The following is a 13,891-nucleotide window of genomic DNA, read 5'->3' as shown; positions in this document are numbered from 1 at the left end:
AAAATGAAGAGATCTATGGTTACAGCGATCCGGCGCTTAAAGATGCCACATTAGCGGACGGAATAAAATGACTAGGTTCACCCAGGCTAAAAATATGCAGTAAGTGCATAGCCCGAGTGCAAGCCGTATAAAACAATTTGCGTTCACTTTCTCTGCCATATTGTTCAGCCGAGCCATCAAAGATGACGACCGCATCAAACTCCACACCTTTTGCTAAATAAGCAGGCAGAACCAGTGTCCCCTTCTGAAAATTCGGCGTTTCCTTTGTAACAAGTCTTACCGGCAGGCTACGATTCAGTTCAGCATGAACCCTTGCGCTTTCCTCCGCTGTTTTGCAGATGACAGCTACATAATGATATCCCTCAGAATGCAGCTTCCGGATATCCTGTTCTACAGCATTCAGAAGCTCCTTCTCGCTGGATACCACACTTAGCTGGGGTTCTTCTCCCCGCCGATTAAACGGTACGATTCGTTCTCCTCCAGGGATCATTGACCGCGTAAACTCCACGATCTCATAAGTTGAACGGTAGCTTTGGGTTAACGAGATCACTTCTGTGTTTTCTTCACCATATATACTTACGAGACTAGACAAATCCCCCAGTACCTCACCTTGTGCATAAATGGCCTGGTTCAGGTCGCCTAATACGGTCATTTTTGCTCTTGGAAACAAACGGCGCATGAACTCTAATTGGAATGGAGAGTAGTCTTGTACTTCATCTACAATCACATGGCGGATCAGTGTGTTGGTCCGGAAGCCTTGGCTTAACTCCTTCAGATAAAGGAATGGCGTAGCGTCTTCATAAGCAAGCTCGTTCACTCCAATAGATTCCAATGTCTGCTCACAGATATCATCCCACACCTCTGGTAAAGGATAATCACCATTGAGGCGCTCCATAAGTTCGCGATCTGTAAATAACGTGCTGTACAAGCCCTTAACGTCCACAAATCGACCCCGTTTAGTCCAACCACGCAGTGGTTTGAGCCGCTGGCTGACTACATAACGAGATAACACTTCTTTTTCGGTATCAAAATCGTCAAAGCTATCCTGCGAAGCTTTCTTCTTCCGGCGCAACATCTGATACGCACGGTGATAATCGCTGGAATCCAGCAGCTCGATCTGATCTTCAACCCACTGTGCATTTCTTTCCTCATGGGTAAAATCTGCGATCTTCTTAAGCAGCCAGCGGATCATCAAATCCACACGATTCGCAAGCTTTATGGCAGGATCGTACGCGTAGAATTGGCGTTCCATTTCTTCTTTACTGACCACTGCTTTCCCTTGAAACATTAAAGGTTTAAAAAGCATGCCCTCCTGTTCCAGCAACGTAGCATATCGCCGAATCACATCTAGGAAAGGTACAGACGATTTATAGGCAATGCCTTCTCTGCGTATAGCCACCTCAGGACCATCAGGAGCATTTAGTAGACTTTCGGTCTGACTAAAGACATCTTCGAGCTGGAATTCATGGCCAAGACGATGTTCCAAATACATTTGAAACGTTGTTTGCTGCATATTTTCTTCGCCTAGCTCCGGGAGCACTGTAGATACATAGCTGTTAAACAGCGGATTCGGTGAGAACAGCAGCATTTGATCTGCTGATAATACTTCACGGTATTTATATAGAAGATAAGCTACCCGCTGCAATGCAGCAGACGTTTTCCCGCTTCCCGCTGCTCCTTGCACAACTAGCATCCTGCTTTTGTCGTTGCGGATAATCGCATTTTGCTCTTTCTGAATTGTAGCAACAATACTTTTCATCCGATCGTCAGCGCTATGACTTAGCACCTGCTGCAGCAGCTCATCCCCGATCGTAACCCCAGTGTCAAACATAACTTCAATTACACCGTCAGCAATAACAAACTGGCGTTTAAGGTTCATTGTTCCGGAGACTAATCCTCCAGGTGTTTCATAAGCAGCGGGACCAGGGGCTCCGTCATAATACAGACTGGAAATAGGCGCACGCCAGTCATAAATCAAAAAGGTACCATCATCCTCCATCAATGATCCAATTCCTAGATAAATCTTTTCCAGCCCGCCAGTTGGTTCCTCGGTGAAATCAATTCGGCCAAAGTAAGGAGAGACAACCAGCTTTTTATATTTTTTCAGCGCTTTGCTTGATTGCAAATGATGACGTTCCCGTTCATTTAGGATTTGGGACTGTTGGCGAAGACTTGTTGAGGTTTCTCCCAAATCATCCGGGCTACTGAAGTTTACGGTTACCTCTTCCCAGAAGTCTTTCCGCATATCCACTACATCACTGCGATGAAGTCCAAGCTCCTCTGATAAATGGCGAATATGGGCTGACAGAAGTTTGGTTACTCCGTCAACCCGTTGCTGTTCCTCTTTCCACTGACTTTCATTGTTATCCACTACATTTCATCCCCTTTTGGAAGGTTGACATTCCATTTGAATCATGATATGATAAATTTGCATATTTATGTTTTTAAATGCATGTTTATTCGATATCTTCTCATTTTAGCAATTACAAGTTGAGATTTCAAGTATTCTCTTAAATAGATGATCCGGTCCCTAAGGAACCGGATTTTTTTACTGTTACAAAGCTTATATGTTGCTCTTCACAAGGTTATGTTTAGGCTTCGTGCACAGATTCTTTCTCCTCTGCTATACGATTCATCTGATCGGCCACTTTATCTAAGCGCTCCAATTGATATCCGTAATCATAAATCGCCGCTGCCACAACATATAAACGCAGCTGACCTATTTTCTCTGCATTATACCCCAAAATCGCGGTATTCAGAAAATCATCATTGTCTTCTCCCAAGGGTTCGGAATCATTGGCATTGGGCTTTAATTTGTCTTCAAACTTAAGTAAGATGTGCTGATGATATTTGATTAAATGTTCCAAATGATTATCAAATAGAGCATCTGTATGTTCGGTCCGATCCGCCTGGAAATAATGCCGATCTACAGCCTCGAGAACATCGTAACCTTTTTGCAAAGAAGCTAACAGGTTCTTATACACAACCATTTGTCTAGTCTGGCTATACTTGGCCCGTTTTAACTGCTTCTGCTCCTCCTCAAACAATGCATACTTATCCGCCAACGATTTTATGGATGAATGTAAGGCATTTTTTTCATCACGAAATACACTTTCCTTCATCTCATGAGAAACCGCTGTTCTCAGCAATAAAGAGAGGCTTGAAAAAACATTCTCAATTTGCTTAATGTATTGCTTACGAGGTTTTGGAGGAACGACAATAATATTGATTAGAAATGCAGAAACAATACCTGTCAAAGTTAATAAAAAGCGATTAAGTGCGAATTGCCATTCACCCGAAGCCTCCATCACTGTTATTACAGTAACTAACGTAAGACTTATCGTATCCGCCCGGTTGATTTTCATACTGATCATAATGACTAGAATACAGACCAAACCGACTGCTATTGGGCTATTGGATAACAGCATCCCTCCGAGTAAAGCCAGAACGGCCCCCATTGTACTAGTCGTGAGCTGGTCAAGAAAATAACGCCAAGAGCGATAAATAGAGGGCTGCATAGCGAAAATCGCTGCAATCCCTGCACCCACGGCAGAAGGAAATTGAAGCATTACAGCTAAATATAGGGCTAGCGTAACGGCCAAACCTGTTTTAAATATGCGAGCTCCTAAAGCCAAACCTATCCCTCCTAAAAATTAGCCCACGCTACAATATGAACATCAGCGAACCCTCGTACTTCTAATTACCCCAGCCTGGAGATGATGAATTTTAAGAACATTTAAGCTCTCACTCATGTTTCTTTCAGCTTTAAGGGAATACTAATCCGAGTAGTGCCTATCACATAACATACGAGGTGAGTGAATGAATAACCATATCAAAAGATTAATGACTTTCACAACCGTTATTTTTCTCAGCCTGTCTCCAGCTCTTGCGCCAATTGGAAGTGCTTCTGCTGAGAAAGTAACCCCCACAGCCACCGCACCTGGTGCCCACCCTTCAGAGAAAGGTCACGGTCACCATCCAGGAAAAGACGGAAAGGTTAGGGCTGGTGGACATTTCATTATTTTTGAAACGGCTAAACTGCTGGAAATGGATCGTACAGAGCTAATCAATAGCCTGAAAGCAGGCAAAACGCTCCCGCAGCTTGCTCTTGAGAAAAAAGGCTGGACGGAAGATCAATATATTCAGAAGCTCTGCGAATCGGCAAACCAACGGCTGGATCAAGCCATCACCGAAGGACGTCTGACAAAAGACGAAGCCCAAAAGCTTAAAGCAGGACTTCCTGCGATGCTGAAGCAAAGAATAAGCAAAATGGGACAATTCCAGGATCGCAAAACATCTGAACAACATGTGACGACCCCTTAACCAATCTTCTTCCACATAAAGACGGATATCTTCATGCGCTATGAAAGATATCCGTTTTTGTATCTATCCTAATTCGTACGCGAGCTCTTGTAGATTTGAAATAAACAAATGGAAAACATCAGCCAAGCGCCACTAGCCATATATCCCCCAATTACGTCACTCGGGTAATGAACACCCAAATAGATACGACTCCAGCCAATCCCCACGGTCATGAATACGGCGAACATTATTAATAAGACCCGTTCATGCCTCCGCCGCAGATGACGCCACAGTATAAAGGCAATAACGCCGTACAAAGAGAAGGCTGCCATTGAGTGCCCGCTCGGAAAACTATAACCAATCTCTTCGACAATACGATGTAAATTCGGACGTTCTCTGTGAAAACATAACTTCATTATTGTATTCAAGAGCTGCGAGCCTAATCCAACCCATAGGAACAAGATTAATTCAAACCGGTGTTTCAGCAAAAAATAGAGCAGTGCCATGGTAACGATAGATATGCCAATAGCGATCTTAGAGGAACCAATTAGAGATAAACCTTTGGCGAATGAGGTCAACCCCGGTGATTCCGCTGATTGTACCCAATCAATAATATAGTTATCAAAGGTTGATACCTTATTCATACTTACAAGGACAGCTATAACGGCGAAACACGCAGCAAAACCTAAAAAAAAGCGAAAAGCTCTAGACCAGTTCTGATAATAAAGCATAAATACCTCCATGTCTATTCTGGTGACTGTTGATCTCATTTCCAGTGAGGGACTAACCCATGTTATAATTATTGAGAGAAAAAAATTCACAGAAGATGGAGTGCTGCCAAAGTGGAGAGTTTAAAATTGCAAGAACGATTGTTGAACCAGTTCATTTCCACAAAGGTGCCTGTGACGATTTTTACGACGAATGGTGTGAAAATGCAAGGGCTCGTAACCTCGTACGATGCTTTCACAATCACTTTACAAGGTCAAGGTGATGGCAGGCAAAATGTGCTATTCAAATCTGCAGTATCCACTATTGTACCTCTTAAGCCCGTTTCGCTCAAATAGTCTTCTCCCTCATTCACCTCATCAACCAGATAATCACAGGCTTTTATTTTCAAAAAAAGGGAACACCGGACTTTATATCCGGTGTTCCCTTTAGCATTTCCCAAGATCACTTATTCACTCTTCAAGCGGAGTAACTTTATGCAGGAACAATTACGGGCTTCACACATACCGGTTTGGATACTTCAGCTGTATTTCCAGTAAATTCGAGTCGGCCACTAGCCGCTTCTATCGAAAATACAACCAGATTATTCGCATCACGATTCGCTACTATAAGATAAGCTCCATCTGGTGTCAATGCGAAGTGACGTGGATGTCCTCCACGAGTAGATACATATTCAAGATGTGTAAGCTTAGCAGAAGCATTATCCACCGCATATACGGCAATATTATCAGCCCCACGGTTTGAAGCGTACAGATATTTCCCATCCTTGGAAATAGCGATTTCAGCGCATGTATTCTCTTCGTCAAAATCATCAGGCAGTGTCGGCACTGTATCTACAGTGTGCAGAGTGCCTGCGGCACTGTCATATGTAAACGATGTAATGGTGGAATCCACCTCGTTAATTACATAAGCAGACTTTCCGTCTGGATGGAAAGTGAAGTGGCGTGGTCCCGCTCCTGGATGCAACGCCGTATCACCATGTACCTCTAGTTTGTTGGTTTCTCTATTGATTCTATAGGCCCGAATTAAATCAAGCCCAAGATCAGATACAAACACATACTGCCCGTCCGGACTGAAAATAGCGGAATGGGGATGAGGGCGGTCCTGCCGTTCAGGATGTTGGCCATGACCTGAATGTACGGCCACATCAACTAATTGATCTGCAGCTTTATCTTCATTTAATTTGATCAAGCCAACACTTCCACCATGATAACTACATACAACCACGTATTCATCATTCAAATCTCTATTGATATGGCAGGTGGTTGTTTGACGATTGCCAGAGGCAGGCATGGAGGGAATGCGTTTCAGTTCACTCAATTTCCCGTCCTTTAGATCAATAGCAAAGGAAATAACCTCACCTTCTTTTCCACCCTCACCATTCGGTTTTTCTCCTATAGCGTATAGACGTTTCTCTGCGGCATCTACATTAACAAAGGTAGGATTAGTTAAGCCCTGCACCGAATCCAGCAGCTTTAGCGTACCACCTGCAGCTCCATCGAATTCAAACACCTGCACTCCGCTTTCTGCGGCACTTGCATAAGAACCTGTAAACAGCAATAACTTATTCTGCTCATTCATCTCTATATTCCTCCTCAAAGTATTGCTACTTCACACTCATTAGATGTGATCATCTATATAATCTACAATTTTTAAACGTTAATTACAAACGATAAAGTTAGAAATGTACGAAACAATTCAAAAATGGGTCTTTCCAACGATTAACTGTTGTGATATAATGAAAGCGCTAACATTAGTCTTTTATTCCGTATAAAGGGGGAACATGAATGAGTAGCATCCTGCTGGAAGCCAGAAATGTGTACGAGGACTTCGAGGTGGAGACAGACATTCTGTTCTTTAAGGTCGGGGACCATGATTTGGTCATTTTTCACGGCAGAAACTATAACATAAAAAAGAGAATGACTGCCGAGCAATTAAATCGATTGTTGTCCAATTCAAGTTATTATCATGTGTACGGTGGCTGTTATGTCAACCTGAACAAGATCAGCTCTATCGCAGATGACTGCATTTATTTCGGTGAAATGGGCCTGTATGCTAAAAACGTACGTGTCCCAAGACGAAAACAAGAAAGCATTCGTCATCTTCTGAAAGGACTGAAGTAGACATCTTATTCCCATTAGCCGGAAGGGCATGTTACTGATGCCATTTCCGGCTTTTTGCTTTTTATTAATAGAAACTTAAAAAGATCCTGCCTTTTTTTATACTTTCTTAAGGTTTAGGATTAGGATTTCTGTTAAAGTTGTAAATAGACAAGCAACACCTATATTGAAGGGAGTCATTACTAATAATGGACAAAAAAGATCTGAATGGAAATGAGAACTTAGAAAACAACGGAACCACGGAAGAAGATTTGAACACTTCCGAGATTATCAATGAAGAGGTTGAAGTAGCGCAAGCAGCTGCTGAGGAACCTGTGAATACAACAAAAGCAGACAGTATTCCAGTAATGAACAAAGTCGGTGCGAACAACGCTACGCCTCCTACACCTCCGACTGCTCCTAGAAGCAATAAAGCTTGGATGATTGCCTCTATCGTATTAGCTGCAGCACTAATCATTGTTCTGGTCGTCCAAAAAGACGACAGCAAAAAAGCTGTTGCAACAGTAAACGGAACAAAAATTACAAAAGAACAACTTTATGATAAATTGATCGAAGCAGGCGGAGAAAGCACGCTGCAATCTATGATTACTACTGAGCTTGTTGATCAAGAGGCTAAAAAAGCCAACGTAACTGTTACAGATGAAGACATCAACACTGAACTTGAAGATCTTAAAGCACAATTCGGCGGAGAGGCTGCCTTTAATGCTGCTTTGTCCCAAAGCTCAATGACTGTAGACGACTTGAAAAAGCAAATGCCGCTGCAAGTAAAGCTGCGTAAAATCCTTGAGCCACAAGTCACTGTAACGGATGATGAAATCAAAGAATACTATGACACAAATAAAGCTACTTTCAGTGAAGAAGAACAAGTTCGCGCTTCCCACATTCTCGTTGAGACTAAAGAAGAAGCAGATGCAATTCTGAAACAATTGAAAGAAGGTGCAGATTTCGCTACTCTTGCCAAGGAAAAATCCTCTGATACGGGTTCCAAGGATAATGGCGGAGATCTAGACTTCTTCAAACGTGGCGATATGGTAGCTGAATTCTCTGATGTAGCCTTTAAGCTAAAAGTTGGTGAAACCAGTGATGCTGTGAAATCCGATTATGGTTATCACATCATTAAAGTAACCGACCATAAAGATGCTAAAGACTATACACTGGAAGAAAAGAAAGATGAAATTCGTAAAACTCTAGTTTCGCAAAAGGTTTCCACTCTGTCCTCCACTTGGTTGTCAGAAACAACTGAAAAAGCAAAAATTACGAACACACTTACTGACGCTAAAGAAGATGCAGCTGCAACAGCTGAGCCAACTGCAAGCGCAGCAGCAGGAAATGAATCTACTAAATAATTGTGCCCGTCAAAAAGCAGGACAAGCGTTAATAAACGCTGTCCTGCTTTTTTTATTTCTATGCTCAGGCCTTTGATTAAGCCTTAATGGCCTTTTTTACGGATTTGTTTATCGTGGTTCTCCCCCCACTCTTTCGCCTGCGCTGTGGCAATTGAAATCGCCCGCCCCTCCTCATAACCATCTTCGAGGAGCGCATTCGCAATATCGATTGCCTTATTGCGAACAGGTGCTGTGAAGTTCTTTAATGATTCTGGATAATCCTCTTTGTTCCATGGCATACAAAAAACCTCCTTAACCAGTCTATATACATACTTAGCCTGGTTAAGGAGGTTTCAAACGCTTATCTCACTTATTTAAAGACTTTAACACGATCTTCAACCGGTTGGAATTGTTTCTCACCAGCAGGAGTAACGGTTTTACCAAATGGCAATTGAGCAATCAATTTCCATTCTTGCGGGATCCCCCATGCTTCTTTTACTTCATCATCAATCAGTGGATTATAATGCTGCAAGGATGCACCTACACCTGCTTCAGAAAGTGCTGTCCATACTACAAATTGCAGAATACCAGAGGATTGGTTAGCCCAAATTGGGAAGTTCTCAGCATATAGAGCGAAGTTCTCTTGCAGGCTCTTCACTACCGTTTGATCTTCGAAGAATAGTACGGAACCGTAACCTGCTTTGAAAGACGCTAATTTTTGCGCTGTTCCTTCAAATTGTTCGGCAGGAACGATTTTACGCAATGTTTCTGTAGTGATATCCCATAGCTTATCATGTTGTTCACCAAGAAGAACAACGGCTCTTGAGCTTTGAGAGTTGAATGAAGTTGGGCTATGTAGCACCGCTTGTTCAACGATTTCTACAATTTGTGCATCCGAAATCGTAGTTTCTTTACTGATGGCATATATGGAACGTCTTCCTTTTACTGCTTCAAAGAAATTGTTAGACATAAAATAACTACCTCCATTAATTTTAGTAACTTACTTTTGTATATCTTAGCACCTTTTTTCTGAAAACACAACAGTTATTCACAACTTATTTTGTCGGATATATTCGTTGCCAACTCTTATTGTCGCATTTATGGGCTTAATTATGCACCTGATCTATTAATCATTAATCAATTCATGCGGGCTAGAAACTGCCCTCTTCCTTTTCCGATATACACTACGAGCTAAAATGCGCTACAATAGTGCAGCAAATGTATAGAAGGAAGGTTATAATCATGAATTTTCTGAGCAAGAAAGCCCTTGTTCGACATAAAAAATCAGTCTTTACCTCTTTGTTGCTGCTCCTTTTCCTGAGCTTGGCTCTAACTAGCTGTAAAGACACAAATTCGTCTAATTTGACCTTTACAGAACTAGATCCGACTGATCTTCACCCCCTCACTTTCTGGGTGGCAACGGATACTCACTTCTTAGATAAGAAGCTTCAGGATGGCGGTACAGCTTTTCAGAAATATGTAACTGGCGGTGATGGAAAAATGCTGCCTTACAGTGATGAAATCCTTGAAACCTTGGTTTATGATACTGAGCAGCAGAAGCCTGATTTTCTCATCCTCAGTGGAGATTTAACAAATAACGGAGAACGCAGCAGCCATCAGGAGCTAACCCAAAAACTAAAGCGAATTGAAGCGCAGGGAACCTCTGTTTATGTCATTCCAGGCAACCATGATTTATTTAATCCTTGGGCCAGATCCTTCAGCGGGGATAAGCAGCTCGTTACGGATTCTATTACAGACAGAGACTTTACCAAGATGTATGAGAATTTCGGCTACAAAGAGGCTGTATCACATGATAAAGAATCGCTAAGTTACATCGTTAAAGCAGCTCCAAATTTATGGCTCCTTATGATTGACAGCAGCCAATATCATAACAATCAGAAATACGGTTTCCCCCAAACGGACGGACGCCTGACCGCCTCTACCCTATCATGGATAGATAATTCAGTTAAACTGGCAGCCAAGGAGCATGCTTCTGTCCTCACGGTTATGCACCACAACCTACTAAGCCACACCTCTATGTCTGTTTCAGGCTTTAAACTTAACAACAGTCAGGAAACAATAAAGTTACTTCGTGAAAATGAACTTAATTTAGTCTTGTCAGGCCATATCCATATGCAGGACATCCGGGTAGACCCGGCAACTTCTTCGGAAGTAATGCCAATTTATGATATCGCAACAAGTGCAATGGCTGTTTATCCACATCAATATGGAGCGATGACCTTCGATCCTCTGAACAGAACCGTCAATTATGAAGCAATGCCCTTAAATGTAGAAGGATGGGCTAAAGCTAATGGCATTACAGATCAGAATCTTTTAAACTTTAAGACCTATGCTGAGGATATTTTTGCTACAAACTCTTATAACAAAGCTATGGATGGTCTAAAGGAGAGTTCCTTTACGCAGTCTGAAAAGGCATCGATGGCAGAGGTAATGGCCAAGCTAAATGTAAGATACTTCGCGGGGACAGCCGGCAGCTCCTCAGAAGATATTAAAGCGATGTCAGGTTACAAGCTTTGGGAAGGCCTACAAGAAGGTTTCTTAGGTGGATACATCCAAAGTATGACAGAGGATAAAGAGCTTAGTAATATAGCTTTAGAGGTGGTATTAACGAAGCAATAACTGGTTTATGTATTTCATATAAAAAACCCAGCCTCCACTCGCATTTATGCGTCAGATGGAAGCTGGGTTTATTGTGTTAATTGATCGTTAAGATGCAACTAGTTCCGTACAATAGTAATCCAACCATCTTCATCTACCGACACAGTAGCATGAAGCGCTTCAGCAAGCAGACGCAAGGATACATATGCATCGCCATACTCGTCAACAAATACAGGTTGGGCAAGCTTTACAGCCGTGCCGTTAATCAAGGCTTCGGAAGAACCGATTTTGAACACCAGTTTATCTCCGTACACACCATCAGTAACGTTAATTGCACGATTGACAGTATCCCATTCTACAGTAGCATCTAAATCTTCTGCCAAATAACGCAGTGGGATATAAGTAGTGTTCTTGTCTACAATCGGGTAATAATATTCGTCATCAGGTTCGATAACAATGGTTCTCTTCGTAATGCCCAGATCATCCTTCAATATACGATATACATCAGAATCTGGGGCAAAGTTTCTCAAAGTCTCTCCAGGTGTAAGCCCGGAAGAAATATCAAGTGCACCTTCAGTGCTGATTGGATCAGCAGTTACAGCACCGCCAATGTTCCAAACCTGACTGGAAGCTTTAAGCGAGAGACTCTTCAGTGGGAAATCCTCGGTACCCGGAAGCGCCACTTTCAGATCAACATTCTGTTTACGCACATGCAGAGCACTATCAACGAAAATATCAACAGATAACTTCGTATCCTTACTCAACACAGTCTTAATCTCAGGAGTTGATTTGTAAAGACTGTCCACTTGATTGTCATATACTAGCAGCAATGCATCAACAGCCAATTTGGCAGCATCATGCAATACAGTTACGACAGCTTCTTTATCATCCAGTGGAATATCTCCGAATCCAAGATTGAAAATATCGCCAGAACCGTCTTCATCCATAGCTTTGATCACAGGGTACAGATAGTCGTAAAGACCACCTACCAATTCAGTAAAACCTTCTGTGTCTTTGGAGACAGACTTCAGGAAGCCTTTTAACAGTGCAGGAAGCTCATCACCCGTCACTTCTGCATGCAGCTTCGTCATGTTCAACTGCTCGCCATACACAGCATCACTAACCGGTGTAATGTTGATTACGCCAGGATTAGGAAGATTCTTAACAACGAATTTCGTCAACAGCTTACTGACATCTTCAGCTTTTGCCGTATCCAAGCCTACTTCACCTAAGATTTCATCATATCCTTGTACAGGGAAGTAGAACGGTTGTTTTGCTCCTTCAACTGTAAAAGCAAGTGTTTGTTTGTCCATAAACAAGGTGAATGGAATATCCAATTGTTTATAACCAACAGTTCCTTGGGCCGATAAACTCCCATTATCTTGTAACTTAGCTTTACTAATATTCAAGGAAAAAGAATTAATAAGATCAACCATTTCCTTATCTTCCGCGCTAATTCCCTCTATGGGCTCAGCATTCATGGAAAAAGTCATACTGGATTCTGATGATTTAACATCAACATCCCCAATCAACGCCTTATTAACATCGAACCCCCCTACCGACTGACAGCCGGCAAGAACTAGCATCAGTGCGACAAAAGGCAAAAACCACTTCATTTTTGCTTTAACTCTACTCATAGCATGTCTCCTTCATCTTATTTTGTGAAATCAATCCATTATCTCAGCTAAGGTAAGTTTTGTAAATCAAAGTTCCTTTTATTGTAAAATGTTTAAATATTCAACAAACTTCGCCATTCGATCTGAGCCCATTCCTTGTAAATTACAGCCTTAACTATTGCCAACATCAGTAAATGTGCAGGATAAAATGACCACCACACCCAGCGCGGAACCCGATGCCGCTCCAAGCGATTCCAAATCAAAGGCGTAAAAGCAATCAGCAAGGTAGGTAAAATACTTAGCATCTGTACAACCCAATAATTATAAAACATATAGAATAGATTCAGTGCCAAATGGGCTCCAACAAGCCAGTACGATTTCGTATAACGAAAAATCAATACTAAGAGCAAACCGTACGCGTTATAATCTATAGGGTAATAATCCATTAACACTATAGCAGCAATTACCACAGGTATACCTAGCCATAGTGAAGGCAGTTTGTCCAAAATAACCAGTACGATTGCCGACAGCAATAACGTAAACACCACGTTCCAGCCACCAGAATTTAGCGCTAAATTATAGGGAATCTGAGCAACAATCGCTATCAAGAGCAACCGTAATAAATATTTAGGTCTGGATGAAGTATGGATATGTCCCTGCACAAGCCCATAACAATAAATCGGAAAAGCTATTCTCCCTACATATCTCCAAGCAAGATTCTCCGGGAAAAAGATATAGCCAATATGGTCGATTAGCATCGTCAGCATGGCAATAATCTGCATTACAATCCTCCTTAAGCATGTTGAAATATAAATTCGCCAAGCCCTTCCTCATTTCCTTTACCAATAAGCAAATGAAGAACGCGGAGAAACGATCATCCGCTTTCTGTGCACCTCCCCCCTTGACTTTATCGAATACTATTGAGTAATATTAACTAGCAACAGAATATGGCAATGATCAAAGACATGATTTCCTACACGAACTGTCCAGAGAGAGAAGTCCGGGCTGCAAGCTTCTCCAGTTACCGGTTGTGAAGTTACCCCTTTGTAGCCGTGACGCTGAATCCGTAGAACTTTGTTTTTCGGTAGTATGCGGCACCGATTTATCCCCGATATCGGATACCAATGAGGTCCTGTCCATGTGACAGGTCGAATTAGGGTGGAACCACGAGCTGAACGCACTC

The 13,891-nt window shown here is 42.1% G+C and carries 13 protein-coding genes; 5 read left to right on the top strand and 8 right to left on the bottom strand.

All coding sequences use genetic code 11. The features are described from left to right. Window positions 1-19 precede the first annotated feature (19 nt). Together helD and NYE35_RS12995 are read right to left on the bottom strand one after the other, a co-directional pair. Window positions 20-2,371 carry an RNA polymerase recycling motor HelD gene (gene helD, locus NYE35_RS13000; protein ID WP_038570373.1) on the bottom strand — a complete coding sequence of 784 codons (2,352 nt, stop codon included), beginning with the start codon at window positions 2,369-2,371 and terminating at the stop codon, window positions 20-22. A 220-nt stretch (window positions 2,372-2,591) separates the two neighbouring features. Continuing rightward, window positions 2,592-3,635: an FUSC family protein gene (locus tag NYE35_RS12995; RefSeq protein ID WP_038570371.1), complete on the bottom strand. Its 1,044-nt coding sequence runs from the start codon at window positions 3,633-3,635 to the stop codon at window positions 2,592-2,594. A gap of 184 nt (window positions 3,636-3,819) precedes the next feature. Here NYE35_RS12995 and NYE35_RS12990 point away from each other — a divergent pair, with 184 nt between their 5' ends. Continuing rightward, on the top strand, window positions 3,820-4,323 hold the full coding sequence (locus NYE35_RS12990) for a hypothetical protein (RefSeq protein WP_036686251.1): 504 nt from the start codon (window positions 3,820-3,822) through the stop codon (window positions 4,321-4,323). 68 nt (window positions 4,324-4,391) lie between these two features. Here NYE35_RS12990 and NYE35_RS12985 read toward each other — a convergent pair whose 3' ends face one another. Then, complete coding sequence (locus NYE35_RS12985) at window positions 4,392-5,033, bottom strand: phosphatase PAP2 family protein (protein WP_341121162.1); 642 nt, start codon at window positions 5,031-5,033, stop codon at window positions 4,392-4,394. A 111-nt stretch (window positions 5,034-5,144) separates the two neighbouring features. On the opposite strand from NYE35_RS12985, the gene hfq reads away from it, so the two are divergent. Continuing rightward, on the top strand, window positions 5,145-5,366 hold the full coding sequence (hfq, locus tag NYE35_RS12980; RefSeq protein WP_036686247.1) for an RNA chaperone Hfq: 222 nt from the start codon (window positions 5,145-5,147) through the stop codon (window positions 5,364-5,366). 136 nt (window positions 5,367-5,502) lie between these two features. On the opposite strand, the gene NYE35_RS12975 is transcribed toward hfq, so the two are convergent. After that, entirely contained in the window at window positions 5,503-6,609 is a 1,107-nt protein-coding gene (locus tag NYE35_RS12975) for a lactonase family protein (RefSeq protein ID WP_038570362.1), read from the bottom strand. Window positions 6,610-6,815: 206 nt separating this feature from the next. Between NYE35_RS12975 and NYE35_RS12970 the strand changes: the two genes are divergently transcribed. Continuing rightward, window positions 6,816-7,151, top strand: a complete 336-nt coding sequence (locus NYE35_RS12970) for a LytTR family transcriptional regulator DNA-binding domain-containing protein (protein ID WP_036686243.1) — start codon at window positions 6,816-6,818, stop codon at window positions 7,149-7,151. A 185-nt stretch (window positions 7,152-7,336) separates the two neighbouring features. After that, the gene (locus NYE35_RS12965; RefSeq protein WP_038570359.1) at window positions 7,337-8,494 is read left to right on the top strand and encodes a peptidylprolyl isomerase; all 1,158 of its coding nucleotides are present in this window, start codon (window positions 7,337-7,339) and stop codon (window positions 8,492-8,494) included. An 83-nt stretch (window positions 8,495-8,577) separates the two neighbouring features. Here NYE35_RS12965 and NYE35_RS12960 read toward each other — a convergent pair whose 3' ends face one another. Together NYE35_RS12960 and NYE35_RS12955 are read right to left on the bottom strand one after the other, a co-directional pair. Then, a complete protein-coding gene (locus NYE35_RS12960; protein ID WP_036686240.1) occupies window positions 8,578-8,772 on the bottom strand; it encodes a hypothetical protein in 195 nt (64 codons plus the stop codon). Between the two features lie 71 nt (window positions 8,773-8,843). Then, window positions 8,844-9,443 carry a nitroreductase family protein gene (locus tag NYE35_RS12955; RefSeq protein WP_038570356.1) on the bottom strand — a complete coding sequence of 200 codons (600 nt, stop codon included), beginning with the start codon at window positions 9,441-9,443 and terminating at the stop codon, window positions 8,844-8,846. 272 nt (window positions 9,444-9,715) lie between these two features. Between NYE35_RS12955 and NYE35_RS12950 the strand changes: the two genes are divergently transcribed. After that, on the top strand, window positions 9,716-11,113 hold the full coding sequence (locus NYE35_RS12950; protein WP_341121160.1) for a metallophosphoesterase: 1,398 nt from the start codon (window positions 9,716-9,718) through the stop codon (window positions 11,111-11,113). A gap of 98 nt (window positions 11,114-11,211) precedes the next feature. On the opposite strand, the gene NYE35_RS12945 is transcribed toward NYE35_RS12950, so the two are convergent. Then, window positions 11,212-12,729 carry a copper amine oxidase N-terminal domain-containing protein gene (locus tag NYE35_RS12945; RefSeq protein ID WP_051491446.1) on the bottom strand — a complete coding sequence of 506 codons (1,518 nt, stop codon included), beginning with the start codon at window positions 12,727-12,729 and terminating at the stop codon, window positions 11,212-11,214. Between the two features lie 92 nt (window positions 12,730-12,821). Further along, window positions 12,822-13,490, bottom strand: coding sequence for a TraX family protein (locus tag NYE35_RS12940; RefSeq protein ID WP_076101665.1), 669 nt, complete (start codon window positions 13,488-13,490; stop codon window positions 12,822-12,824). Window positions 13,491-13,891: the final 401 nt, after the last annotated feature.

It is taken from the genome of Paenibacillus sp. FSL L8-0494 (assembly GCF_038003695.1).
GTDB classification, from domain to species: domain Bacteria; phylum Bacillota; class Bacilli; order Paenibacillales; family Paenibacillaceae; genus Paenibacillus_AQ; species Paenibacillus_AQ odorifer.
Note: the sequence above shows the minus strand (reverse complement) of the source record. Positions and strands in the feature narration are given on the sequence as shown.